Below are 25,564 nucleotides of genomic sequence, written 5' to 3'. Positions count from 1 at the left end.
AATGAACATGCGGATTGTATTCTAGCTGAGAACCGAAGGTGTGGAGTGTTGCCACAACCCCAGCTTGTATATGGTGCTTTCTAAAAAAATCTAATAGTATCCGTGCAGCTTCATCCATTAATCCTTTTAAAAGCTCCTTACGATACTTCTCCTTCAGAAAAATCTCACGTAAACCTTCATCGATCGTGAAGATGACGTGTCGATGCGTCACTGTAAACAGATCGTTCGCCGCAACCTCTGCCCACCGTTGACTTTCCCCAGTTGCACAAGTTGGACAAAATTTCCCTTTACAACGAAAAGCCACTTTCTTTACATCATGGCATCCTTCACAGACAAATAGACGATAACCTTTTTTAAGGTCACCACAATCGCGAAACTTCTTCACTTCTCTTTTCACAACGGATCGAATCCTTCTCGTGTACCTTTGATTGAATTTCTCCCAGTTTTGATATTCATCAAAGAAAATGGCGTGTAAAATATTGGGTTTCATATCTCCAGTTTAATAGGAAAAAGACCAGATGAAAAGCGGTCAAAAGATTGATGTATCAATCCTTTGACCGCTTAAAATGTTATACTTCCTTTAATGTTAAAAAAATATGCGGCGCACAGAACGCGCCGCATATCGGACTAAGTTTTATTCAAATTTGTCTTCACCAACACGATTTGACGAAGAGCCTTTAATTAAAATGAGCACGAGTAATCTCGATCGCATCACGCTGCATCAAAAGTTTTCCGTATTCTTCCAACATTTCTGTTGAAACAGAGGAATTTTGAGCGTATTCTAAGACTTCAGCAATAACATCTGATAAACCGAATTCACCAAAAATCTCAGGGTCAAAATAAATCTGCAAATAATACTTCTCATTCAGTAGATATAAATCACACCAGGCTTCATCTAAAAAGTGATAGCTTGCTAATTCAATCATATCCTCAAAACTATTCAATTGAAAAACCCGTAAGCGGCTGGTTTTTTCGTCTTCTTCAAGACTTTCAGAGTTCGCTAAAATTTGTTGACGAATCAATTGATCAAAATCGCTTGCTTCGAACTCTGTTGAATTGTTCATTTTGTTGATGTCTTCTGGCGTCAGGTTTTTACTAATAAATAGTTCCAATCCGTCATTTTTCGGAAGGACTTGGAAAGTAACCGCCTCACTACTTTTGAACTCATCCTCAATATCGACTTCCTCTAAAATACTATAGAAGAAAGATTCGATTTCCCGATGATTTCCTAATAAATCGAGAAAAGTAATTCCACGTTCGGCTAAATCCTCATTTTCAATAATGACTCGGATCGTATTTTCATTGATGTGTTCCATCTCCATCTTGGCACACCTCACTTTAAAGATAGATTATATGTTCATTGTAACTGATTCCGCTTAAAAGTAAAGAAAGCCGTCGAATTTTATTAAAATCCTATAAACAATGAGATCATAAGATTTCAAGATCGCATTAGTCTGTAGTGAAACTTACAAGCTAAAAAAAGGAGAGCAAATTAATCGTTACGCGTTAGATAGATAAATACACAAAAAAAATACCCCACTTTTTGCGGGGTATCTATTCTATAATCCAGCCATCAATTGGGCTTGACGTAATTCATATTGGCGAACATCACGAGGCAAGAAACGACGAATTTCATCTTCGTTAAAACCAACTTGTAAACGCTTCTCGTCAATCATAATCGGACGACGTAATAATCCAGGATTTTCTTTAACTAAATCCAATAATTCTTTTAGGGACAATTCATCTAAATCCATGTTCAACTTTTGGAAAACTTTCGAACGGGTCGAAATGATTTCTTCCGTTCCATCCTCAGTCATTTGTAAAATAGCCTTCAACTCATCAATGTTCAATGGCTCAGAAAAGATATTTCGTTCAACATAAGGAATCTCATGTTCCTGTAGCCAAGCACGTGCTTTCCGACATGATGTACAACTAGGGGAAGTATATAGTGTTAACATGCATATCACTCCTTTTCTTGACTCTCAATTTTTGTAACAGGTAGTAGTGGTTTCCTACTATCTGTTTCTATTATACAGAAAAAAGGTAACAAAAAAAAGAGTTGGGTGTCTTTTTTTTTACAAATATTAACGTTATTTAATTTAATTCTCGACTATAACAACTGTCACGACAGTTTTAATTTGTCAAGATGAGAAATTAGTGGCGCCGCTCTCATTTGACCCCGTTCTATAACAGCTAAAAAAACTGTATTATTACTAATACAGTTTATGCAAAATTATTATATCAAATTAAAAAAATGAATTTTTTTATCTTTTTAATTTTGATAACCAATTCAATAAAAAAATATATTTATATTCATAAATCTTTTGTATATCAAGGCTTTATTAGAATGATTTTAAAATGGAAAATACATTCATAGATGTTGCTTATTATTTTATAGTTATTTTATTTTAATCTCTGAGACAGTTATCTGTATTAAATTTTCCATCAGGATTACTCGTTAAAAATAGATACAGCTTTCAAATATTCAAAAAAAATCAAAAATTTTATAGAGTTTCCAAAAATTGGTAGATCTTAAATTCCAGCTATTCTTTCTCTTCTCAATCATTATTTTTTTCCCGAAGAATATTTTTGATTGATTCCGGTTCATGTTTTTTTCATTACTTTGCTACTCGAATAACATAACAAGAATTATATTTTTGCGCCACTTTTTTGCTCAGTCCAAATAAAATAATTATTTTTTTGCTATAATAAGTTTATTGAAACCTTAGGAGTGAGTAAATGATTCAAGGAATAGTATTTGATTTAGATGATACCTTATACAAACAACAAGCCCCTTTTGCTTCTGCTATCAACGATTTGTTTCCGACTTTTCCAGAAAGTAAGATGAACGCTTTGTTTATTCGTTTCCGCTATTATAGTGACCTCCACTATATGAAGTCGATCACAGGAGAATGGTCTTTAGCAAAAATGCGTTATGAGCGAATTCGTCTGGCACTAGCTGATTTTGATTTTGTTCCAAGTAAATCTGAATTGGAGACATTCCAAGCGGCCTACGATCACGCATTAAAAACAATCACATTACCTTCTGAAATCAGTGATTCATTAACCTTCTTGAATCAACAGGATGTTCCTTTAGGTCTGATCACAAATGGACCGGTATTGCGACAGAAAGAGAAAATTAGCGCGTTGCAATTAGCTCGTTGGATCGCGCCTGAAAAAATGATTATTTCAGATGCGGTTGGTATTCAAAAACCAGAACCAAAAATTTTTTCTTTGATGGAAACACGATTGAAATTGGCACCTGAATCACTTTTATATATTGGTGATAGCTTTGAAAATGATGTCATTGGCGCTAAGGCCGCTGGCTGGTCCGTTTGGTGGTTCAATCACCAAAATCGTAAAATACCAGAAGGTCAAAGCGCTATTTTTGAAAAAGAAATCAAAAACTTTGAGGATTTGAAATCTCTTCTGACGAACCAAAAAAGTATGCCGCACTGAACGTGGCATACTTTTCTTTTTCTATTTCTATTCGCCTAAACTTAAAATCATGCGAATATCCTCTTCTGTAAGTTTATTGGTTTGTTCTTCGTTGCCTTGGATGACTTTCTGGAACAGCTCGCGTTTTTCTTGCTGCAGCTGATTCATTCGTTCCTCGATCGTTCCTTCAGCGATCATGCGCCATACCTCGACGACCTTCTTCTGGCCAATCCGGTGAGCACGTCCTGCCGCCTGCTCTTCGACTGCCGGATTCCACCATAGATCGTAGAGAATAACTGTATCCGCCCCAGTCAGGTTCAGACCGGTTCCTCCAGCTTTTAGCGAAATCAAAAAGACATCTTTTTCTCCTGCATTGAAGGCATCCACCATTTTTAGGCGATCAGAAACTTTAGTGCTGCCTCGCAAGTAGAAGCTAGTAATTCCTTCTTCCGCGAACTCCTCTTCAATGATTGAAAGCATACTAGTAAATTGTGAGAACAATAAGACTCGTCGACCATTTTCTTTCGCCACTTGAATCAGATCCTTGACTTGATCAAGTTTGCCAGAACCACCTTCGTACCCTTCCATAAACAAACGAGGATCATCACAGATCTGACGCAAGCGAGTTAAACCAGCTAAGATACTTACACGCTGTTTTCGGAATGTCGCTGAATCCATTTGGTCGACCTCTTGCTTCATTCGTTTTAAATAAGCAAGATAGACCGTCTTCTGCTCTTCCGTCAAACTGCTCAAGACATTTGATTCGATCCGCTCAGGCAATTCCTGCAAGACGGTATCTTTATCGCGTCTCAGAACAAACGGTTGAATCATCTTAGCAATTTCTGGAACAGCCATTTGACGGAAACGTCCGATCGGTGGGAAGAATCCTGGCATGATCGTTTGGAATAATGACCACAGCTCTTCCAGATTGTTCTCGATTGGCGTACCACTCAACGCGAAGCGATGTGGAATCGATAAGTTTCGCAAAGCGCTGGAAGTTTTCGTCGAGGCGTTTTTCACCATCTGGGCTTCATCAAGAATCATGTATTGATAACCCATCTTTTCATGGAGATCAATATCCTGACGCAGACTTGCATAAGACGTAATAACAATCTCTTCAGCCTCTTCAAGCAACTGCTCCCGTTCGCTACGATTGCCTGAAATAACTGATGAACTTAAACTTGGCGCAAACTTCTTGATTTCCGCCTGCCAGTTATAGACCAGACTCGCTGGCGTGACAATTACCACTTTGATTGGTTGCTGTGCTTTTTCCGCCAATAAGAAAGTGATTACCTGAATCGTTTTCCCAAGACCCATTTCATCAGCTAAAATTCCGCCAAAGCCATAATCGCTCAGCATTTTCAACCAGCGAAAACCTGACTCTTGATAAGGCCGCAATGTGGCATTAAGATTCTCTGGCAAAGCCACTTGATAATCCTCTGGATGAGTCAAATCCTGCACCATCGCAGTAAAGCTTTCGCTGAACTGTGCCTGCGGATTATCCTTCAACCGCTGTTCTAGCATAATCCCTTGGCTCTTCGGCAAGCGGATCAATCCATCGTTCGCGCTAATTCTTTCCCGCAGCTGACCGATCATTTCACTGGTTTGCTGGAAGGCCTCTGAATCAAAGGAGAGCACCTCGCCATTATCCAATGTGTAAAAGCGATCCTTCCGCAGCAAACTGTTCAAGACCTGGTCAATTTCATTATCATTGATTCCCGTCACATCAAACTTGATATCGAGCCATGATCCTTCCTGATCCACCTCGATTGTTGGTTGGAATTCTTCACCGTCTAAGAAGAGCTGACGCAGCTTCTTGCCCATACGCACTTCAGCATATCGTCTAAACTCTTCCACTTCGACTTTAAAGAAGTAATAAAGATTGTCTTTAATCGGTAATTTCTTTTCAAAGCCCGTATCGATTTTTTGATACCGGTACGTAGTAAAGAGATCCAGGATTTGTTTTTCCTTTTTACGATCTCTTAAAATCTCGACATTATTAGGCAGCTTGGGCTGATGCGCCTCATTGGTAGAGAAATAAGCGTTGCCATAATGAAACTCAGCTTCCGCCTTTATCATTCCTTTGATTTTTCGAAAGATGACGACCGCACGCAACGGTTCCTCCTTCATGATCTCTGCCACATCATCGGTAACAATTACTCGACCAATTTTCCGTAAATATGGAAAAACGTCTGTGAATAATTGCGAAAGTTGTCGTTGCTCATATGCAATAACCGGTTCTTTCAGCCGCTTCATCAGCTGCTTCAGCGTAATGTAGGTTTCCTGCTGCTCATGAGTCATCAAATAATAGGAATTTTCAACGAAGCCTAAGAAATAATTACTATAATAATTGGTGAAGCCATCCTCGATGGTTAGACCAAAATCATTTTCTCCACGTTTTTCCAAAGTGAATGAAAGTGGTAGCTCTTGTCCCTCATGCACTTCAGAATAGGTTTTTTCACCTAGTTTAATACTTAAATTTCCAGTCTTTTCCATCGCTTCCAATAGTTCTTGAATCCGATGAACCGGCAATAAAAGATAACGCTTGTCTAGTTTACCTTTGACCTGTAGACCAGCTTTCCCTAATAATTGATATGTTTCACTGACTCCCACTAAATCTTCAATCAAATCTCGACATTTTGGATCAAAGGCACCCGCCTCGATCTGGAATTTATATTGTTTGTTTACGGTATAGGCTGAATCGGTCTGATATGCGTGTAAAAAGTCATATAAGTTCTTCACGATATAGCTGCGTTTGTTCAAATGACTGCCGATACGCAGCGACACCGCCAAAACATCCAATTCTGGGTGATAAGGATTCGTTGGAACGGCCTCCACCACAAATTCAACAAATAAGGACTGCAAGGGCTCTGCTTCCTTTTCCAATCTTGAAAAGCCTTGATTTAACAAATCAGCAAAAGAAATACTGCTCTCCATTTTTTTCGGCAAGACAGTCTCTGGCTTGATTACCCGCGAAAGACCTTTTTCCCGTAAATATAATTCAACCGCTACTGTATGTTTGCAATAACCATGCTCTTCCCAATACGGGCAGGCACAAATATCATTTTCTTTTCCACTGCCATCTAAATCAACCAGATAAAGTTCACTGCCTAATACTTCACCATGCCAAACACGACGAGCCGGATCTGCCTCAACGGATAAGACCCGCCCCTCTTTTAAATACGTTCTGCCGCGTTCGATCACTTTTTCTGGAATACTCCATCTCATTTACGTTTCACTCCATCCTTCTAGCTGGTAACGAATACTGCTGCGTCCCGTTCCGCTAGTTTCCACAATAATTTGTTGTGGGATACGTTCTTTCAATTCTCGTACGTGACTGATAATGCCGATCATCCGTCCCGCATTTTCAATGCTTTCCAAGGCTTCCATAGCCATCTCCAACGCTTCTTCATCCAATGATCCAAAGCCTTCATCAATGAACAAGGCTTCAATCGCAACGCCGCCAGCCTGACTCTGGATCACTTCCGCAAGTCCCAAAGCCAAGGATAACGCTGCGATAAAGCTTTCGCCGCCAGATAAGGTATGAGAGCTACGCGTTGCGCCGGCATTGTCATCATAAACATTGATCTCAAGCCCAGTATTTCCTTTCGATCGACCGGTTTCCTGCTTCAACTCAAAACGATAGCGCCCCTTGGTTAGCTGATTCAGCTGCTGATTGGCACATTGCAGAACCTCGGCCAAATACCATTGCAGGACATACCGCTCTAAGCTGATTTTTTGCGGATTATCTCCGTTCATCGTTTGATAAAGCTGCATCATTTGGCTTAATTCGTCCAATTGCTCCTTGCTTTGCGCCTGTAGATCTTCAATAGTTTCAATCAACGTGCGTTGTTGCTGTAGCTGACTTTCTTTGGCATAATGCTGCTGTTGGAATTGAGTGACTTCTGCTTCACAGCTTGTCACTAAGGTTTGCAGCTCATCCAGCTCTGGTTTCTCTTGATCCTTGATTACTTCTGCCAACCGTGATTGGCGATCTTTTAGCAGTAAGAGCTGTTGATCGAAATCTGTAATCTCTTGTTCTAAACTTAAAAGATCAATGGGCGCTGATGCTAACTGTTCAATAGCTAAATTTGCATCTACCAATTGCTGTTGCAGTGACGTTTGAAATTTTTCTAGGTTCTCCCCCGTCTCTTGCTGTTGCTTAGCTAATAGCTTATGATTTTCCTGCAGACGGATATGCTGCTGCTCAAGTTCCTTCACTAAGGCTTGGTGTGCCTGCAGGTGAGTGTGATACTCGTCTATCTTGCCCTGCAGTTCAACGATATGTGCCTCCAAAGTCGGCAACTGCCACTCTTTGGTTTGCTCCTCAATACTGGACAATCTGCCCTCTAAGGTTTGCAGTTCACCTTTCACAACATTTAAGCTAGTCTCGCTCTCAAGTTTTTTAGCTTGATTATTATCAATCTCTGCCTTCAGGTCAAGCAAGGTTTGTTTCGATTCGTTAATCTCAGCTAAACGTTCATCCGTTTCTTTTTGACGCTCCCTAAGAAATATCACAAGCTCCGATAAATCGGCTTCAACTTCCAGCTGGTAATAATCGGCAAAAGTGGCCTGAAGAGTATTGATTTGCTCTTCTTGCGCCTTTTGCGCCGCCGACCGATCCTCCTGTAATTGATCAAAGGTTTTTATTCCAACCTCATACTGAGCCTCTGCCTGTTCCCGAATCAACTCTAACTGCTTAATTCGCGTTTCCTGAGTTTCTAGCGCCACCTGTAATTGTCCCAAATTATCAGTGGTCAACTCAGCGTGCTGGGCTGGATTCGGATGCTCCTTTGAACCGCAAACAGGACAAGGTTCTCCCGGAAGCAAATCCATACTTAATCGGGCAATTTCCGCAGAAGCCCACTGACTTTTCAACTTCTTATAATCTGCCACTTCACTTGTTAATTGATTGCTTGTACGACTGGCTTTTTCAACCAATTGAGCCAGCTTGATCTGCTGGTCCTCTTCTTCCTCCTGTTGATCGAAAATATCTTTGGCTGATTGCTGCAAGTGAGTCACCGTCTGTTGAAACTGTAGCTCCTCATAACGACGATCCTGCCACATTTTTTCCGTATTTTGTTTGGTCTCCAGCAGTTTGATTTTTTCTTCGTGAACCTTTATTTGTTGAATAATTTCTGTTAAGTGCTCCTGCTGTTTCGCCTGTTTATCTGTCAGTTCCGTTTTTTGTTTCATCAGCTGCTCTTTTTGCTTGACCAAAGGCAATAAAGCGTTCAAGCTTTGCAGCTGCTGCTCTTTAGTTTGCCACTCGGCACTTTGCTGCTCAAAATCAGTCGTTTGTTTTTGGCACTCACTATATTGCTGCTCTAGCTCAGCTGCACGTTGCTGATTCTCAGTTACTTCATCGGTCTGCTGAATCTGCTGCTTTACCAACTCTTGGATGCGATCATAGGTTGGACGAATTTTCTCAAGTTCTCTCCCCCGCACCAATTGCTGTTTCTTTTCTTCCTGCTCTGGCAGCTGCTCTTCGATTTTTAGAAGCTCGCGACGAGTTTGCTGCTCCTGCTTGAAGCTTTCAGACAGCTCCTGTGCTCTTTGAAGCTGCTGTTGAAGGGCCTTTTGTTTAGCCTGTTTTTCCGCTAACTCCGTCTGACTTTTCAAAAGCTCTTGTTCTTCCAATAGTAAATACTCACGAGCAAGATTTAGCGACTCCCCATAAGTTACACCTTTTTCAGCAACGACTTGTTGAAATAATTGATCAATACGAGTAGTCATTTCACTGACTGATTTCTCTAGCTCACACTTTTGAAGCTTCAAATTTTCTGTGAATTGGCGATAGAAACTAGTGCCGAACAAACTCCGCAGGACGGTTTCCTTCTCAGTACTATTCGCATTGAGGAACGTTCGAAACTCTCCCTGGGGCAGCATCACGATTTGGCGAAATTGATCCTTTTGCAGATTTAAAATCTGATAGATGACCTCGTTCACTGCATCCACCTTGGTATAGGCCTCAGCCTCTTGACCCTTATCATTAAAAATGCTCAATTGAACCTTTTGATTTTTGGTCGTCTCGCCTTTGCCGTTTTTCTTGGCTAAGGTCTGCTTCGGCCAACGTTCAATAGAATACTTTCTTCCTTGGTGCTCGAAAATGAACTGCACCCGAGTTTCTTCAGTTAGCTCAGCAAAGGAGGATCGAATCTCGTTTGATGAACGAACACCGCCAGATGCATCGCCATATAAAGCAAAGGTGATCGCGTCAAAAATTGTGGTCTTACCAGCACCGGTTTTCCCGCTGATCAAAAATAATGGCGCCTCTGTCAGTTCGTCAAAATCGACTTCTTCGTGAACAAACGGACCAAAGTTTTCCATAATGATTTTCTTTGGAAGCATTACTCCTCGCCTCCTTTTTTCAGGATCGTGTGTAAGCCTTCCTCGATCCATTTTTTCTGTTTAGCTGTCAGTTCATTCTGGGAAACCTCTGTAAAGAAATCCTTTGTTAGATTAACTGGAGATTTCTCTTTAATATTTTCCTTTTTCAGACGCTTCTCAACAGCTGTCTCAAAGCCATTCGCACGTTCTACCTGAATGATCCGAGGATAGACCTGGCGCAGTTGGTTCATTAAATTGGGAATCACCGCTCGATCCTCTAATAGAATCGACAAATAGTCCTCCCGATTAATCGTGGTGTAAAAAGCTGGGTCTAATAATTCAGCAAAACTAGCCTGCAGCTCTTGGATTTCATGAAGCGGTGTCAATGTCCGGAAGGAAAAGTCCATAGTATCTGTATCAACGATCCAAACACCTTTTGTTTGATCCTTTTCCGACAATGAGTATTTCAAAGGCGAGCCGCTGTAGCGAGCATTCGCCATTTTTAGCGCGTCCTTCCCATGGAGATGGCCCAACGCGACGTAATCAAAGCATTCGAGTAACTTCCCATTGATCCCATCAAGTCCGCCAACTTCGATCTTCGTTTCAGAGTCCGTTTTGCTGCTGCCGGCAACAAAAAAATGACTGACTAAAATGTGTTTTTTATCCGGATCAAAGCTTTCCTGTATTTTTTCGATTACTTTCGGCATTGCCTGTTGAATCGTACGAAGCTCTGAATCTTCAAAGTAGATACGCGCATCCACCGGTTCAAAATAAGGCAATAGATAAAATTGGCTATTTCCCATTTCCACCGGCGTAAAAGCTTCTTTTAAGCGAGTATGCAAATGAAACTGTGCTTGATTGAACCATGGTGTCCCTGTTGCTAAGCGAGTCGCACTATCATGATTGCCCGAAATCGCCAGTAATGGGAACTGCTGCGTTAAATTCCAATCAGCGATTGTTTGATTTAATAACCGAACACTCGCCTCAGAAGGAACAGAACGATCATATAAATCCCCCGCGATTACGATGGCCTCTACGATCTCTTCTTTTGCGATTTTTAGTATTTGATCAAGAATATATGCTTGATCTGGCAACAAGTCATAGCCGTGCAGCTTTTTCCCCATATGCCAGTCCGCAGTATGCAAAACTTTCATTGATCCACCCTTTTCCTAATTAAGTCCTTCCCAAAAGTATAACATGATTCGCCATTTTTTTCCGCAAAGCAAGTGGATGTTGCTACAGGAACGGTTTATTTCTCAACTTTTATAAGATAAAGAAAGATCCATGCGTTTTTTTCAAAATTTGAAATCAAACCAAAAAAAGATCCCAAGCTCGAAAATTGAGCTTGGAACCTTACTTTGTCGATAATCTGTAACTACTCGGCGTTTTTTTCTTTGGCAACATATTTGAAATTCGGATCAATCTCCCGATCTAGCTGGTCAAACGCTCCTTGAACACGACGTTCAACCTCGGCCAATCCAGCTTTATCCATTTTCTTGATGTCAGAAAGATCAATCGGATCACCAAAACGAATAATGACGGGGGTCCGTTTAAACAGTTGAGAGAACTTTGTAGGTCCCTGATAAACAGAAGGGACGATCGGCTTTTTCGATAAACGAGAAATTAACGCCATTCCGCCTTTCAACTCAGAAGAATGACGGGTTCCACTTGGAAACATGATCAAGCTCTTATCCGAGTCCTTCAGCATTTTGACTGGTCGCTTCACCACACTTGGTCCTGGTTTGTCGCGATCAACAGGGAAGGCATTTAAATGCACCAGAATGAATCGCAAAATCGGATTCTTGAACAGCTCGGCCTTTGCCAGAAAACTAAACTGTTTAGGCGATGCGCCCAGAGCCATATAGACAGGGTCCCACCAAGTTCGGTGAGGCGCCACAAGAATATAGTTTCCCTCTGGTAATTTGTCTTGATTTTGGTAGTGAGCATTGCCATTGACGACCGCCAAGATCGTTCGGGCAATGACGCGAATAAATTTAAAAAACATGATTTCTTCCTTTCAGTTAACTAACTAAACGTAGTATAATACAACGGTATGATTTTTTTAAGGGGGCAAATGAAATTGTTAAGAAATGGCGAACGAATCGACCAGCTTTATGCTGAAGATATCCAAATCATCCAAAGCTCGGAGGTTTTCTCATTTTCCATTGATGCCGTTCTATTAGCGAACTTTGCTCGTGTGCCAAAACGCGGAAAAATCATTGATCTTTGTGCAGGAAATGGCGCGATTGGACTTTTTTTAAGTCGAAAAACCACTGCCCTGATTGACCAGATCGAGCTTCAACCTCGTCTTGCTGACATGGGCAAACGCAGTATTCTTTTAAATCAGCTGGAAAACCAAATGACGATGCACGAGCTGGACTTAAAAAAGACATTTGACGTTTTTAAAGCCGATTCTGCTGATTTAGTCGTCTGCAATCCGCCCTATTTCAAGGAATTGCCAACAAGTCAAAAAAATCCTAACCCGCATTTAGCGATTGCTCGTCATGAGATTCACGCGACTTTAGAGGATGTCGTCAGTGTCACTGCGAAATTACTAAAAATGAATGGCCGTTTCGCAATGGTACATCGACCGGATCGTTTTTTAGAAATCATGGACTGTCTTCGTGCACACCGGATCGCGCCGAAGCGAATCCAATTCGTTTACCCAAAACCAGAAAAAGAAGCCAATATTCTACTAATCGAAGGAATCAAAGACGGCAAAAACGAAGGTCTGCGTTTTCTTCCACCATTATATACCTATGACCAAACGGGCAGCTACTCTGCCGACTTACAGGAGATGCTTTATGGCAACTGATCAATTCTTTTATGTTTTACTTTGCAATGACCAAAGCTTTTACGGCGGCTATACGACAGACCTATCCCGACGCCTATTGGAGCATAATACAGGCACTGGTGCAAAATATACCCACCCTCAGAGTCGCCGACCAGTCAAAATGATTCACGCCGAGCGCTTTGAAACCCGCAGCGAGGCCACTAAAGCGGAATCAGCTTTTAAAAAATTACCCCGCAGGCAAAAAGAAAAGTACTTGCGAGAGCATCAAGCAAAAAACGTTTTGTGAGTGACTCACAAAACGTTTTTTTGTCTTTTTCAGTTTATTCGCCTTTTAGTATTTCCTTGGCGATCAATTGGCAGTAATGGATCGATCCAACATCATTCGGATGGACCTGGTCATCATAGAACCAATCTTGATGATCCTTACTGAAATTATACCAGTCAATCAAGTGAACATTCTTATAATCCTTGGCAGCGGCCTCTAGATTTGCATTCACATCATTCTGCCAACGACGCGTCGGCACATGAGTATTGATGATAAAGACTTGATGCTTGTCCCCTAGAACATTCATGATTTGAGCAAAGTCATCGAGATTGAAAGGACCATTTGTTCCTAAACTCAAGAGAATCGTATCATTTAGCTCGCCCTTATCTTTCAAGGCTTTCAACAGTGGCGGACTATCCTTCAATTGCCGTCCGACTTCGCCATCAACAACCATTTTAGGAAATATCTCTGTCAGTCCTTTGGAGCCTGCTAATAAAACAGAATCCCCAAAAGCCGTCACTTTCAGATTTTTTGCCTTCGTTATCTCACGATTACTTAGACTATATTTATCAGCTAAACTGGTTGGTGCTTCAGAACTATCTGTAGATTCTGCTGCTCCATTAGAATCGTTTGCGGCCGTCTCCCCGTCTGTTTTCTTGGAAGCCTGCTTATTTTGTTCGATTTGCTTTTGTAACGCTTGTTGATTGGCATCAACTTTATTGGTTGGCGCGATAATCACACCTACTACCGCGATTACAGTGATTAAGCTAGAAAAGATAAATCCGATTTTCCTGCGACTTTTGATTGGTGCCCAAAAAGATTGTTTTAGTGAGGCAAACGTCTTACGGTAATTGAACCGGCGCAGCGGATTTTCGATATATCGATAAGAAAGTTCAGTAACAAAAAGAATTAGAATGACTTCCATAATCGTATGAAGAAAGGTATGATTCGCTACATTAACCTTTGCTTCATAGAAAATCATTACTGGATATTGATATAAATAGATCCCATAGCTCCGTTTGCCAATCCAATCAAAGACCGGATTCGTTAACCAACGGTTCCAGCTAGCACCTGGATGGGCAGTGATAGCAACTAATATGACGCTCACTAAACTGACTAAAAACATACCGCCATAATAGATAAAGGATAAATCATCCCGCATAAATAGGAATGCCAGAACAAGAAACAATAACGAGCCTAACCCAATTCCATTAAGTATTCGCTTAGCCTGTGACGGAATCTGCGGCTTCAAGCGTGTGCTTGGCCAAATAAAAGCCAACGCACCTCCTAGCAAGATAGAAAACAAGCGCGTGTCCGTTCCATAATAAACCCGTGTAGGATCTTGTCCCGGCACATACAGCACAGCCATTAAAATCGCGGAGACCAAAGCGGCCGCGACAATCCCAAGGAAAACTTTTCCCTTGTTTTTCACCAGCTTCATCAATAAAACAAAGATGATGGGCCAAAAAATATAATTCTGCGTTTCCACTGCCAACGACCAAATATGCGTAAAGGGCGATTCACCAGAAAATCGATCAAAATAAGACATTCCATGATTGATCTGCCACCAGTTGTTCACGTAGAACAAGCTGCTGATGACATTGCCCCGCAAGTTATTCAAAAGATTCCGTTGAAATAACGTTATGTACGCTGAAGCACCCACAAGCATCGTGACTAGCGCCGGGTATAGACGCTTCATACGCCGATAATAAAATTGCTTGATCTCGATACGACCAGTTTGCTTCCATTCCTGCAGTAGCAAATCCGTGATCAAATAACCTGAGACCACAAAAAAAACAGGAACCCCTAAGTATCCACCCCGCATTTGCGTAGGCAATAAATGATATAAAATTACGCCGATTACCGCTAACGAGCGAATTCCGTCAAACCCAGTAATATAGCGACTATGCTTTAATCTTTTTCCCATAAGTTTACTTTCCAACTTTACTATAGAATATCAAATTAACTATACGGATATTTTTCGTAAACTGCAACAATTTCTCCATAAAAAAAGTATTTCCTAAATATTTAAGTTTTTTTATTAAAATAATTCGATCAGAATGGCTTAATTCCTTTTATTTAGTTGGAATATTTTCATATACGTAGCCATTAAAAATAGAACTGACAACTAGCTCTCATTAAAAGAATCCTTTTTCTAAAAAACATCTAAAATAGAGTTTTCTTCTACCTTAGATGTTCATAATTATTCTATCAGTCATATTTGTCAAAAAGCGACACTTAATCTTTAATCCATTGATTCTTCGTAAAAGCGCCCCATAATCCGTACGTTTTCCGAAATACTAACGAACGCATCGGGATCATTTTCCCGCATGATTGATTCTAGTAATGGCAACTCAAAGCGGGTAACTACAGTAAACAGAACGGTTTGCTTATCATGCTTATACGCACCTTCAGCTTCATTAATGATAGTTATTCCACGTCGCATATGATCCTGGATTGAATTAATCACACGTTCTGGACATTTGGTAACGATCATCACCTGCATCTTCCGCTGCTTCGTATAGAGCGCATCGGTCAACTTACCACTCATAAAAATAGCTAAAGCAGAATAAAACATGTATTGCCAGCTGAATAGAATCCCCGCCATCAGCATGATCATCACATTGAAAATGATGGAGATTGATCCAACCGAAGACCCTGTTCGCTTACGAATCACGATACTCAAAATGTCTAAGCCGCCAGAAGATAGACCATTCTTCAAAGCAAATCCGATCCCAACACCCATGATTGCTCCGCCAAAAATCGCACAGATAATTGGGTCCTTCGTCAATGTTGTCTGGGGAATAATGTGAATGAAGAACGATGTTAAAAAAACAGTAATGAAGGTAAAAATCGTAAACTTATGACCAATCTTGAACCATGCCAAGAAAAATAAGGGCACATTGATCAAAAATAAGGTGATCGATACAGGTACGGTAAAACCGACAACCCGATCTGATAACGTTGTTAAAATTTGTGCAAAGCCGGTGGCTCCGCTGGAATAGATATGTCCTGGCTGGTAAAAAAAGTTTACGGCAATCGCCGCTAAAAATGCATAAACAACTGCGACAGATAATCGGGTGGCATAATCGTGATGGGGCCACTCCTCTATCTTCTTTTTCATCATGTCCTGTCCGCCTCATTTCAAAATTTCACTCACATTATACGTATTTTCATGAAAAAAAGAAAGCACCTACCATGGAGGTAGGCGCTTCTCTTAGTATATTCTTAGAGTTCATGTAAAAACTTTAGAAAAACAGCAAATTAATGCCTGCTACTTTACTCTTCGATTTTCGTGACATCGATACTCAATTCGTAAAGCTGTAATGGTGACACTGTGCTTGGTGCATCAGTCATTGGTTCTGCTGCTTTCCCATTCTTAGGAAAGGCAATGACTTCACGAATGTTGTCTTCATTTGCTAACAGCATCGCGAAACGATCCAAGCCAAGTGCGATCCCACCAATTGGAGGGAAGCCATAATCCAACGCTTCTAATAAGAAACCGAATTGTTCATTGGCACTTTCACGAGTGAAGCCTAATGTTTCAAAGACTTGCTCTTGCAGTTCACGGGTATTAATACGGAGTGAGCCGCCGCCTAATTCATAGCCGTTCAAGACGATATCATAGGCTTGCGCATAAACCTTCTCTGGATGCTCCTTCAAGTTTTCGATATCTTTTTCCATCGGCATCGTGAATGGATGGTGAGCAGAAACGTAGCGACCTAATTCTTGGTCAAATTCAAATTGCGGCCAATCCACTACCCATAGATAATCGAAACGGTCTTCATCAATCAGACCTAATTCTTTCCCAACTTTCGAACGAACCGCGCCTAATGCTGTCACGGCTGTTAAGAATTGATCTGCCGCAAACATTAAGATATCTCCTGCTTCGGCATTCGTTGCTTTCTTCAATTCATCACTGACACCGCCCATGAATTTCGCAATAGGACCAGTTAATTCGCCGTTCTCATCAACCTTAATCCAAGCCAAGCCTTTAGCGCCAAATTGACCAACGAATTGACCTAAGCGATCCAATTCTTTACGAGAGTATTTATCCGCTGCGCCTTTCGCATTTAAGGCCTTTACGACACCGCCGTTATCTGAAGCCATACGGAAGACTTTAAAATCTGTGGCAGAAGCGATATCTGTCACATCGATCAATTCCATATCAAAACGAGTGTCTGGTTTATCAGAACCATAGCGTTCCATCGCCTCATCCCAAGTGATTCGTGGGAATGGCAACGTCACTTCAACACCACGTACATCTTTCATGACTTGTGCGATCATCGCTTCAGTATAATCTTGGATTTCTTCTGCTGATAAAAAGCTTGTTTCAATATCGATCTGGGTAAATTCTGGCTGACGATCCCCGCGTAAATCTTCATCACGGAAACAACGCACGATTTGATAATAGCGATCAAAGCCAGCAGTCATCAATAATTGCTTCAAAATTTGCGGTGATTGCGGCAATGCATAAAAATGCCCCGGATGAACACGTGAAGGAACCAAGTAGTCACGAGCACCTTCTGGCGTAGATTTAGCCAAGTATGGCGTTTCAATATCTAAGAAGTCATTATCATCCAAGAAACGACGAACTGATTGCGTCAAACGATGGCGCATCATCAAGTTTTGTGTCATCTTCGGACGACGTAAATCCATATAACGATATTTCAAACGCACTTCATCACTGATATTTTGTTCATCTTCAATTGAAAATGGTGGTGTTTTGGCACTATTTAGGATGACAATTTCTTCACCTTTAACTTCAAAATCACCGGTTGCCATTTTTTTGTTCACCGCACCAGCATCCCGACGAATGACTGTACCAGTGATTTCAACTACATATTCACTACGGCATTGATCCGCAATTTCCCAAGCGGATTTCGATTCTTCTGGGTTGAAGACCACCTGCACAATACCTTCACGGTCACGCAGATCAATAAAAATCAAACCGCCTAAATCACGACGTTTTTGTACCCATCCTTTTAATGTTACTTTTTGATCCATATACTCCTCGGACACTCGTCCACAATAGACTGTACGTCTAGCCATTTTTTCATTCCTCCATTTATTTAAGTAATCTTTCTTATTAGGTAAGATTTATTTCGATTAATCAAGTTTCGGCATAGTCATTTCATCATAGATCGCCGCAAAATCTTCATAGATATCCGTTAAAGGAAACGCCTTTTCTTCCCGTGTCGCTGAGTCCTTCACGTTGATTACACCATTGGACAACTCATCTTCACCTAAAGTTAGGACAAGCTTTGCCCCTTCCTTATCTGCCGTTTTGAATTGAGCTTTCGCTTTACGTCCCATGAAGTCACGATCAGCAGAAAAACCAAAACCGCGAATCGCTTGAACAACTTTTAAGCTTTCCATATTTGTTGCTTCACCAAGACCAACAACATACGCATCCAGACTTGCTGCGCTTGGAATCATCACGTCTTCTTGTTCCAGCGTTAATAGAATTCGTTCAATTCCCATCGCAAATCCGATTCCAGGTGTCTCCGGTCCGCCCAACTCTTCTACCAAACCATCGTAACGTCCACCACCGCATATAGTTGTTTGTGCACCCATTCCAGGAGCATCGCACATGATTTCAAAGATTGTATGGTTGTAATAATCCAATCCTCGAACCATTCGGTGATCGATTTCGTAGGAAATATTTAGGTACTCCAAGGTTTTCGTAACCCCTTCGAAGTATTCCTTCGCGTAATCACTCAAATAATCCAAAATACTTGGTGCATCGGCCACGATTGGCTGATCCTTGCGATCCTTACTATCCAACACACGCAGTGGATTCTCATGCAAACGTCGACGTGAATCTTCGCTCAGCTCTTCTTCATGCGCTTCAAGATAGGTGATCAGAGCTTGACGATAATTTGTCCGTGTTTCCTTATCCCCCAGCGTATTGATCACAAGACGTAATTGATTGATTCCTAATTGTTTGAAGAAATCCATCGCCATCGCCATAACTTCGACATCCAAGCTTGGGTTTTCACTGCCAAAGGCCTCTACGCCGATCTGATGGAATTGGCGCAAACGACCTTTTTGCGGACGTTCGTAACGGAACATCGGTCCAGTGTAATAAACCTTGTAAGGCTTCTTGAATTCTGGTCCATACAATTTATTTTCGACATATGCACGCACGATCGGTGCCGTTCCTTCTGGGCGAAGGGTCACATGACGATCTCCTTTATCATGGAAATCATACATTTCCTTAGAAACGATATCGGTCGTATCACCGACACTGCGCGAAATCACTTCGTAATGTTCAAAAATGGGTGTCCGAATTTCTTGATATTGGTAATCATTAAATACTAACCGAGCTGTTTCTTCGACAAATTGCCATTTTTCACTTTCTCCCGGTAAAATATCATTGGTTCCTTTTGGTCGTTGATAACTCATGGTATATCTCCTTTTTCATATTAATGTATTTATTTTTCTTACCAGAAAAATAAGTTCGATTTTCAAGCCGTATGGCATTCCTCTAAACTTCTCCAACTTATTCTTTGTTAAATCTTTATTCTCTTTCCTAACTATAATTACTGGGAAAAGAGGAACTGAAATCCTTTTTCATATTAATGTATTTATTTTTCTTACCAGAAAAATAAGTTCGATTTTCAAGCCGTATGACATTCCTCTAAACTTCTCCAGCCTATTTTTTGTTAAATCATTACTCTCTTCTCTAACTATAATTACTGAGAAAAGAGGAACTGAAATCCTTTTTCATATTAATGTATTTAATTAGTTAATAAGACTGTTCTACAAATTATTCTCCATTTGATATTAAGCATATGATCGGCAGCTAGCTCAACATCGTGGAAATCATTTTTCCAAAAAGCGAAAAAATGAACCTATCTTCGTACGCATATCATTCCGCTAAACAACACGATCAATCATTCCATTTTAAAATAGTGAACATGTATCGATCTTTTACACTGCGAAAAGCGGAACTGACAACTGACAAAAAAACCCTTGCTCGAATGAACAAGGGCGAAAATATCGCGGTACCACCTATTTTTAAAAAGAGCTTCACTCTTTTTCTCTAGCAATTAACGCTTGCGTAACGGAGCGGCTTTGCACGCGCTCATCTCCAGACTGTCTTTCAATTACTTTTCACGAAATTGCTTTCAGCCAAGGCAATTTTTTCTGTACGTTTTTTCGTAATTTACTGGTTCCTTCTTAGATGTTTCATTGATGTTTTTATCTCTTCTTAAGCTACTAAAAAAAGACTTGAAAGTCAAGTGATTTCCGGTGATAAAAAAGAAGTTGCCGCTTTTCCCATGATAGTTATTAAACAGAAAAATGCACACTGCTTTCCAGCTTGGCAGGAGATAAAATAGATTAGTCGCTTTTTTTGAGACTTTCCCTTAAACTTGAAAAAGAAAAGCCGTTGGAATTCTCCAGTGGTAAGTAAAAGGAGCGAATGCGATATGTCAGATGTACGAATTGGAAAATCACGTGTTTACGCAAGTGATTTAGGTTTAGGAACAAATGCTGTCGGCGGACACAATATTCATCCAAACTTAAACGACGAAACTGGAAAAGACGTACTCCGTACAGCGATCAATAATGGGATTACTGTCTTAGATACGGCTTTTGCCTATGGCTACGGTCGTTCAGAAGAGTTGATCGGTGAAGTCTTACAGGAGCCAGAATTTGACCGCTCACGCATTATTATTGCGACAAAAGCCGCACATGATCCAGAGAATAATTATCAATTCAACAACTCACCAGAATTTCTGCGAAAATCTGTAGAAGAAGCTCTCCAAAGACTACAAACAACTTATATCGATATTTTTTACATTCATTTTCCAGATGAAGCAACACCAAAAAATGAGGCCATCGCCGCGCTGCATCAATTGAAAGAAGAAGGAAAAATCCGTGCGATTGGTGTTTCAAACTTCTCATTAGAACAATTAAAAGAAGCCAACCAAAACGGTTATGTCGATATTGTTGAGGAACGCTATAGCTTGATTCATCGTGAACTTGAGGAAGAGCTTTTCCCTTATCTGAAAGAAAAGAGAATCAGCTTTGTTCCATACTTTCCTCTAGCTTCCGGCTTATTGACTGGAAAATATCAAAAAGAAGATCGTTTTGAGGAATCCGACCCAAGAAGCAAACGACCTGACTTCAATGGCGAACGCTTCACTGAGGTCATCGAAAAAGTAGATCAATTAAAACCAATCGCTAAAGCCTACGATGCGACTGTGGCACAATTGGTTCTTGCTTGGTATATGAAGCATCCACAAATCGATGTCGTCATCCCTGGCGCAAAACGTCCAGAACAAGTAGCGGCAAATGCCAAAGCGGTCGATATCCGATTATCCACTGAAGACTACGACAAAATAGATCAACTATTTAAATAGAAGAAACAGAGCATGATATTATCCGTCATGCTCTTTTATTTACCACATTTTTCTCTTTCCCGGCTAGAAAAGCAGCGAAATTATCCACCGCAATAGCCATCAGGCGTTCCCGCGTTTCTAGCGGACGCCACGCAATATGCGGAGTGATGAAACAGTTCTTAGCGGTCAGTAATGGATTGTCCTTTGACATCGGCTCGCTTGAGACCACATCGACACCTGCCGCAAATATTTTTCCTTCATTTAAAGCCTCAGCAACCGCTGCTTCGTCTAATAGTCCGCCGCGAGCTGTGTTCAACAAAATAACGCCATCCTTCATCTTCGCGATACTTTCTTGGTTAATCATTTCTTGAGTCTCTGCCGTTTGCGGTACGTGAAGACTGATGATGTCTGACTGCTGATAAAGCTCCTCCATAGAAACCTGCTGCGCCCATTCAGCCTGAGCTTCTTTTGGACGGTGATTCCAATAGATGACCTTCATATTAAACGCATGAGCAATTACCGCTGTCGCTTGAGCAATTTCTCCGTAGCCTATCAGACCCAACGTCTTGCCCTGAAGCTCCATCAAAGGCGTTTTCTGATACGTGAAGTCAACACTCTCTTGCCATTCTCCCTGATGTACAGAAACATTATGGACACCTACTTGGTTGGCAATCTCTAATAAAAGGGCAAAAGTAAATTGCGCCACCGCATCCGTTCCATAAGTAGGAATATTCGTTACTGGTATATTCCGCTGTTCAGCGGCTTCAATATCCACCACATTGTAGCCAGTCGCGATGACTCCAATGTATTTCAATTGAGGAACGGCTGCCAAAATCTCCTCATCGATCGGTGTTTTATTTGTCAATATCGCTTCCGCATCACCGATTCGCTCAATAATTTCACTTTTATCCGTAAAAGAAGTGCGCTCATAAACAGTCACTTCACCGAATTCTTCAAAACCTTGCCAGCTTAAATCGCCAGGATTTAACGCATAACCATCTAGTACAACAATTTTCATCATTGGCCTCCTCTGTCTATTATTTCATTCAACAATAGCATTGATTCCAACTAGCTGCAAACAGGCTTCGGACACGTTGACATTCTACCCACAAAAAAAGTGATTAAAAGATAGTCGCTTCCATCACATAATCACTTTCAATCGTTAGATAGTATTCGATTCTAATAAGCTTTTCTATCAATATTGGGTCCAGATAATTTAATAGCACGTCCAACATTGAGCGACTGCGAAAAGTTAGACTGACAGCTAGCTCACAAGTAAAGAAGCCATTTTTCCAAAAAGCGGAAAAAATACTTTATCTTCGTACGCATACGATTCTGCTAAACCTTTCTATTTAACTATTCCCAAAACATTTATGTAGTTTTCTCTTTGAAAACACTGCGAAAAGCAGAACTCGCAAAAACAAGCCTGAGCCGATCAAATGTCTTTGATCGCCTCAGGCTCTAAGAATATAACCGCACAGATCAACCTTTTTGGGAAACCAAATTCCCGACCGTCCTGCTTACTGGTGGCTGATTGATTTAACAGTAATTGCAAAAACTCATTTTATATAAAAAGTGATTCTGTTGCGGACTTCCTCAAATTAGTATGCGCGAGCAATCCAAACGGTATGCTTCGCAGGTTTTCCACTAACGATGTCGACTGTTTTTTCAACAGGCGGGTTAAATGGAATATTTCGCGTCGTGAAGCCAGTTTCTTCTTTGATCTTAGCTTCTGTTTCTTCGGTACCGTCCCATCCGATCAAGACAAAGCCTGGAACTTCGCCAGCTTCTTTTGATTTTTCGATATGGGCCTTCAATTCATCTAATGTGTCGATGTCAGTGTGCTCGTTTTCGGTGTAACGTTTTTGCGCACTTTCGAATAAACGTTCTTGCATGACATCTAATTGTTCTACAATATAATCTTCAATACCGTCTAATGAAACGGATTCCTTATCATCTAAGTCACGCATTTTGATAACTGCTTGATTATTTTCTAGATCACGTGGGCCAAATTCGACACGTAATGCTGCACCCTTCAATTCCCACTCGTTGAATTTGTAGCCTGGTGTATTATCCGTAGTATCAATACGAACACGTAAACCTTTTGCTGCTAAGGCTACTTTTAATTCCTTCAAGCGCTCTAAGATTTCTGGGTTCTTTTGCCAAGGTCCAACTGGTACTAAAATAACTTGTGTTGGTGCAACCTTTGGTGGTAATACTAATCCTTGTTCGTCACCGTGAACCATAATCAATGATCCAATCAAACGTGTCGAAATCCCCCAAGAAGTTGTATACACGAATTCGTGCTCATTGTTGCGGTTTAAAAATTTAATATCAAAGGCTTCCGCAAAGTTTTGACCAAGGTAATGAGACGTTCCTGCTTGGACGGCTTTCCCGTCACGCATCATTGCCTCTACAGAATAAGTGTCTACAGCACCAGCAAAACGTTCAGATGGTGTTTTTTGTCCACGGTAAACAGGAATTGCTAACGTATTTTCGATCAAGGTTGCGTAGGCTTCTAACACACCCATTGTACGCTCACGTGCATTTTCTTCTGATTCATGAGCCGTATGTCCTTCTTGCCATAAGAATTCTGATGTACGCAAGAATGGCATGGTCTTTTTCTCCCAGCGGAAGACATTTGCCCATTGATTGATTTCGTAAGGAAGATCACGGTAAGAATTAATCCAATTGGAGAATGCATCTCCGATCAAGGTTTCAGATGTCGGACGTAACGCGTATGGTTCTTCCAATTCTTCATCGCCTACTTTTGTTAACCAAGGCAACTCAGGGGCGAAGCCTTCTACGTGCTCTTCTTCTTTTTCCAAGAAATGTTTAGGAATCAGCATTGGGAAATAAACATTACGAATATCTTGGGTTTTTAGGTATTTATTAAAGTCCTCTTGAATATGTTCCCATAATTCCCAACCATCAGCTTTAAAGATGATACAGCCACGAACAGGTGAATAATCCATCAAGTCAGCTTTTTGAATTGTTTGTAAATACCATTTAGAAAAATCTTCTTTTTGTAAGTTTGTCATTCATGCATCCTCCTAGAAAATAAAAATAAAAAAACCGTTCCATCCCTACATAATTGTAAGGACGAAACGGATAATTTCGCGGTACCACCTTGCTTGGTCAAAACTTGTTGACCCAACTTTCAGCTCCAATAACGCTAGAGTCGCGTGCTGCTTTCACAGCAATCAACTTTGGTAGGTTCATAAATTCCAGAGGGCGTGTTGATCTTTCAGACGGTGAATCAACTCTCTGCTGCCGATAAAATTTATTACTATTCCAAATGCTTAACACCATATTAAAGACTTCTCATCAAAAATGCAAGCCCTAAATTCAAATTTTTTTCTAATCTTCTGGAACGTAACGTTCTTCCAGTCGGCTCATCCACCATCCTAAAGCGGCGCCTAAAACACATAAAACCGCGCAACCAAGGAATCCAAGGATGCCGATTCCGCTATAATCAGTCGGCACAATCATAACGGTCGAAGCAAAAACAATTCCTAAAATAAAATGATACATCGGTGCATAAAAATGGCTGAACACCCAGTCCATTACTTTAGATAAGCTCAAAACCGTAACCAATCCACCGATTCCAATCGGTATAATTACACCCATATCCACCGTTTTAAAGCCATCAGCCATCGCTTTATACATACCCATATAAACCAAAAAATTTGAAGGGCTTAGTCCCGGAACGATCAAACCTAATCCAATCAATGCCCCCGCGATCATCCAAGTAAAGAAGTTTTGATCCACAGTTCCAAACAAGCTGGAGCCCTTCCACAAGAATAAGAAACCAACCACAAAACTAACGACGATAATTATATAATCTTTGGTATCTCGACCTTTTTTTCCCGCTTCTTTCCATAACGCAGGAACCGTTCCAATAATACAGCCAACGAAGAACCATAGCATGATCGTTTCAAATTCGCCAAGTAAAAAGCTGACAGCAAAGGATAACACGAAAACTCCGGCTAATCCGCCCAGCCCAACAGGAATAAAGAACAAAACATTTTCTTTAAAGTTCTTAGTAATATGGGCTAAAAAAGAAATAATTCGTTCATAAATACCAAATACTGCTGCCAACGCCCCGCCGCTGACACCCGGTAAAATAAATCCAGAGCCGATGAACATCCCTTTGATGAAGCGTAAAAACCAGTCGCTTTTATTCGGCTGTGTAACTTTTTCGTTTTCCATAAAAAATAATCCTCATCTTTCTTTTATATCTTAGCCAGTGTAACGATAAAAAGAAACTGGCGCAAGACCAACTCAGGGAGTTCGAGGGAAAACTTAAAGAAACTTTTGAGAATTTGATGAATTTCTTATAATCACCTAATAAATCATAAAAAGACCATCACTTTTATAAAAAAT

The 25,564-nt window shown here is 40.8% G+C and carries 18 protein-coding genes and 1 other annotated feature; of the genes, 4 read left to right on the top strand and 14 right to left on the bottom strand.

The window, feature by feature from the left end:
• From OMU_RS19065 to spxA, 3 genes are all read right to left on the bottom strand, one after another.
• On the bottom strand, positions 1 to 490 hold a 490-nt coding region (locus tag OMU_RS19065; protein ID WP_040006317.1), incomplete at its 3' end, for an IS91 family transposase.
• Positions 491 to 677: 187 nt separating this feature from the next.
• The gene (locus OMU_RS19060; protein WP_016181497.1) at positions 678 to 1,322 is read right to left on the bottom strand and encodes an adaptor protein MecA; all 645 of its coding nucleotides are present in this window, start codon (positions 1,320 to 1,322) and stop codon (positions 678 to 680) included.
• A gap of 237 nt (positions 1,323 to 1,559) precedes the next feature.
• The gene (spxA, locus tag OMU_RS19055) at positions 1,560 to 1,958 is read right to left on the bottom strand and encodes a transcriptional regulator SpxA (protein WP_010739854.1); all 399 of its coding nucleotides are present in this window, start codon (positions 1,956 to 1,958) and stop codon (positions 1,560 to 1,562) included.
• Between the two features lie 781 nt (positions 1,959 to 2,739).
• Between spxA and OMU_RS19050 the strand changes: the two genes are divergently transcribed.
• Positions 2,740 to 3,459 (top strand): HAD family hydrolase, encoded by a 720-nt coding sequence (locus OMU_RS19050; protein ID WP_016181496.1) that lies wholly within the window; start codon positions 2,740 to 2,742, stop codon positions 3,457 to 3,459.
• A 27-nt stretch (positions 3,460 to 3,486) separates the two neighbouring features.
• Here the strand turns inward: OMU_RS19050 and OMU_RS19045 are convergent, their stop codons facing one another.
• The 4 genes from OMU_RS19045 to OMU_RS19030 form a co-directional block, all read right to left on the bottom strand.
• Positions 3,487 to 6,666 carry a DEAD/DEAH box helicase gene (locus tag OMU_RS19045; protein WP_016181495.1) on the bottom strand — a complete coding sequence of 1,060 codons (3,180 nt, stop codon included), beginning with the start codon at positions 6,664 to 6,666 and terminating at the stop codon, positions 3,487 to 3,489.
• A complete protein-coding gene (locus OMU_RS19040; RefSeq protein WP_016181494.1) occupies positions 6,667 to 9,789 on the bottom strand; it encodes an AAA family ATPase in 3,123 nt (1,040 codons plus the stop codon).
• A complete protein-coding gene (locus OMU_RS19035) occupies positions 9,789 to 10,922 on the bottom strand; it encodes an exonuclease SbcCD subunit D (protein WP_016181493.1) in 1,134 nt (377 codons plus the stop codon). Before OMU_RS19035 ends, OMU_RS19040 begins: the two co-directional genes overlap by 1 nt.
• A gap of 221 nt (positions 10,923 to 11,143) precedes the next feature.
• Positions 11,144 to 11,773, bottom strand: coding sequence for a lysophospholipid acyltransferase family protein (locus OMU_RS19030; protein ID WP_016181492.1), 630 nt, complete (start codon positions 11,771 to 11,773; stop codon positions 11,144 to 11,146).
• 75 nt (positions 11,774 to 11,848) lie between these two features.
• On the opposite strand from OMU_RS19030, the gene OMU_RS19025 reads away from it, so the two are divergent.
• Positions 11,849 to 12,583, top strand: a complete 735-nt coding sequence (locus OMU_RS19025) for a tRNA1(Val) (adenine(37)-N6)-methyltransferase (protein ID WP_034876873.1) — start codon at positions 11,849 to 11,851, stop codon at positions 12,581 to 12,583.
• Positions 12,573 to 12,848, top strand: coding sequence for a GIY-YIG nuclease family protein (locus OMU_RS19020; protein WP_016181490.1), 276 nt, complete (start codon positions 12,573 to 12,575; stop codon positions 12,846 to 12,848). Before OMU_RS19025 ends, OMU_RS19020 begins: the two co-directional genes overlap by 11 nt.
• 34 nt (positions 12,849 to 12,882) lie before the next feature.
• Here the strand turns inward: OMU_RS19020 and OMU_RS19015 are convergent, their stop codons facing one another.
• The 4 genes from OMU_RS19015 to hisS form a co-directional block, all read right to left on the bottom strand.
• Complete coding sequence (locus OMU_RS19015; protein WP_016181489.1) at positions 12,883 to 14,754, bottom strand: acyltransferase family protein; 1,872 nt, start codon at positions 14,752 to 14,754, stop codon at positions 12,883 to 12,885.
• A 318-nt stretch (positions 14,755 to 15,072) separates the two neighbouring features.
• Positions 15,073 to 15,951 carry a YitT family protein gene (locus OMU_RS19010; protein WP_034876875.1) on the bottom strand — a complete coding sequence of 293 codons (879 nt, stop codon included), beginning with the start codon at positions 15,949 to 15,951 and terminating at the stop codon, positions 15,073 to 15,075.
• Positions 15,952 to 16,106: 155 nt separating this feature from the next.
• Positions 16,107 to 17,879 carry an aspartate--tRNA ligase gene (gene aspS / locus OMU_RS19005; protein WP_016181487.1) on the bottom strand — a complete coding sequence of 591 codons (1,773 nt, stop codon included), beginning with the start codon at positions 17,877 to 17,879 and terminating at the stop codon, positions 16,107 to 16,109.
• 57 nt (positions 17,880 to 17,936) lie between these two features.
• On the bottom strand, positions 17,937 to 19,235 hold the full coding sequence (gene hisS, locus OMU_RS19000; RefSeq protein ID WP_016181486.1) for a histidine--tRNA ligase: 1,299 nt from the start codon (positions 19,233 to 19,235) through the stop codon (positions 17,937 to 17,939).
• Positions 19,236 to 19,816: 581 nt separating this feature from the next.
• Positions 19,817 to 20,023 (bottom strand) — a binding site (T-box leader).
• A 240-nt stretch (positions 20,024 to 20,263) separates the two neighbouring features.
• Between hisS and OMU_RS18995 the strand changes: the two genes are divergently transcribed.
• Positions 20,264 to 21,199: an aldo/keto reductase gene (locus OMU_RS18995; RefSeq protein WP_016181485.1), complete on the top strand. Its 936-nt coding sequence runs from the start codon at positions 20,264 to 20,266 to the stop codon at positions 21,197 to 21,199.
• A 25-nt stretch (positions 21,200 to 21,224) separates the two neighbouring features.
• Here the strand turns inward: OMU_RS18995 and OMU_RS18990 are convergent, their stop codons facing one another.
• The 3 genes from OMU_RS18990 to OMU_RS18980 form a co-directional block, all read right to left on the bottom strand.
• The gene (locus tag OMU_RS18990; protein WP_016181484.1) at positions 21,225 to 22,196 is read right to left on the bottom strand and encodes a D-2-hydroxyacid dehydrogenase; all 972 of its coding nucleotides are present in this window, start codon (positions 22,194 to 22,196) and stop codon (positions 21,225 to 21,227) included.
• A 583-nt stretch (positions 22,197 to 22,779) separates the two neighbouring features.
• Positions 22,780 to 24,219, bottom strand: coding sequence for a proline--tRNA ligase (proS, locus tag OMU_RS18985; protein ID WP_016181483.1), 1,440 nt, complete (start codon positions 24,217 to 24,219; stop codon positions 22,780 to 22,782).
• A 319-nt stretch (positions 24,220 to 24,538) separates the two neighbouring features.
• Positions 24,539 to 25,390 carry a DUF368 domain-containing protein gene (locus OMU_RS18980; protein WP_016181482.1) on the bottom strand — a complete coding sequence of 284 codons (852 nt, stop codon included), beginning with the start codon at positions 25,388 to 25,390 and terminating at the stop codon, positions 24,539 to 24,541.
• Positions 25,391 to 25,564: the final 174 nt, after the last annotated feature.

This window comes from Enterococcus avium ATCC 14025, assembly GCF_000406965.1.
GTDB lineage: Bacteria > Bacillota > Bacilli > Lactobacillales > Enterococcaceae > Enterococcus_A > Enterococcus_A avium.
Note: the sequence above shows the minus strand (reverse complement) of the source record. Positions and strands in the feature narration are given on the sequence as shown.